This is a genomic window from Micromonospora sp. CPCC 205546, from assembly GCF_036902715.1.
Lineage (GTDB): Bacteria > Actinomycetota > Actinomycetes > Mycobacteriales > Micromonosporaceae > Micromonospora.
This window is the reverse complement of sequence record NZ_JBAKHL010000164.1, coordinates 1-1,027: the sequence shown is the minus strand read 5'-3', so window position 1 is coordinate 1,027 and position 1,027 is coordinate 1. Positions and strand designations below refer to the sequence as shown.

At 70.8% G+C, this 1,027-nt stretch carries 1 protein-coding gene and 1 pseudogene; both read right to left on the bottom strand.

Annotated features, from left to right (window positions below):
* Nucleotides 1-100, bottom strand: a pseudogene (locus V6U77_RS29845) (acetaldehyde dehydrogenase (acetylating)); the annotation flags it as partial.
* Nucleotides 101-152: 52 nt separating this feature from the next.
* Entirely contained in the window at nucleotides 153-944 is a 792-nt protein-coding gene (locus tag V6U77_RS29840) for a 2-keto-4-pentenoate hydratase (protein WP_334610071.1), read from the bottom strand.
* Between the last annotated feature and the right edge of the window lie 83 nt (nucleotides 945-1,027).

The window sequence follows — 1,027 nt, the reverse complement described above, 5'->3', positions numbered from 1 at the left end:
CCATCGCCACCATCCGCAACGACTCCGACAACCGCAACACCTTGATCATCAGATCCGTGCCGATGTTGCCCGACCCGATCACCGCCACACCTACGCTCATGCCACACCCCCCTCGCCGAAGACCACAACGGTCGCCAATCCACGCCGCACGCTCACGACGCCTCCCCCGAGAAACAGACGCGCACCGAGCCCAGGCCGGAGATCCGTGCCTCGTACGCCGCGCCCGGCGTCACCGGCACCATCGGGCCGAGCGCCCCCGAGAGCACCACGTCACCCGCCCGCAACGGGTCGCCCGAGCGGGCCATCGTCTGCGCCAGCCACTGCACCGCGTGCAGGGGGTTGCCCAGGCACGCCGCGCCCGCCCCGACCGACACCGGCTCACCGGCCCGCTCCAGGACCATGCCGCACAGCCGCAGGTCAACCTCCGCCAGCCGACGCGGCGTGGTGCCGAGCACGAACATCCCGCTGGAGGCGTTGTCCGCCACGGTGTCCACGATGGAGATCTTCCAGTCGGCGACCCGCGAGTCGACGATCTCGATCGCCGGCAGCAGGTGATCGACCGCGCGAATCACGTCCACGCCGGTGATCCGCTCGTCGGGCAGATCCGCGCCGAGCACGAAGGCGACCTCCGCCTCCACCCGGGGCTGGAGCAGCCGGCCCTTTGGCACCTCGGCCCCGTCGGGCACCACCATGTCGTCGAGCAGCACCCCGAAGTCCGGCTGGAACACCCCGAAGCTCTCCTGCACCGCCCGGGAGGTGAGCCCGATCTTCGCGCCCACCCGCCGGTGGCCGGCGTCCAGCCACCGCCGGACCTGGAGCTGCTGCACGAGGTACGCCGTCTCGACGTCCCCCTCCGGCAGCAGCCGCCCGCGCAGCGGCGGGCACGGCGTGCCGGATTCCCGTGCCTGGCGCAGTTCGTCGGCCGCCGACTCGATTTCGCTCATGTCAGGTCCACGCAGACGTTGGTCAGCTCGGAATAGAAATCGAGGGAATGCACGCCACCCTCACGCCCGATACCCGACGCCTT

What these genes read in the sequence shown, in the direction of transcription:
- V6U77_RS29840 (WP_334610071.1), bottom strand. Translation starts at nt 944, where the DNA reads ATGAGCGAAATCGAGTCGGCGGCCGACGAACTGCGCCAGGCACGGGAA.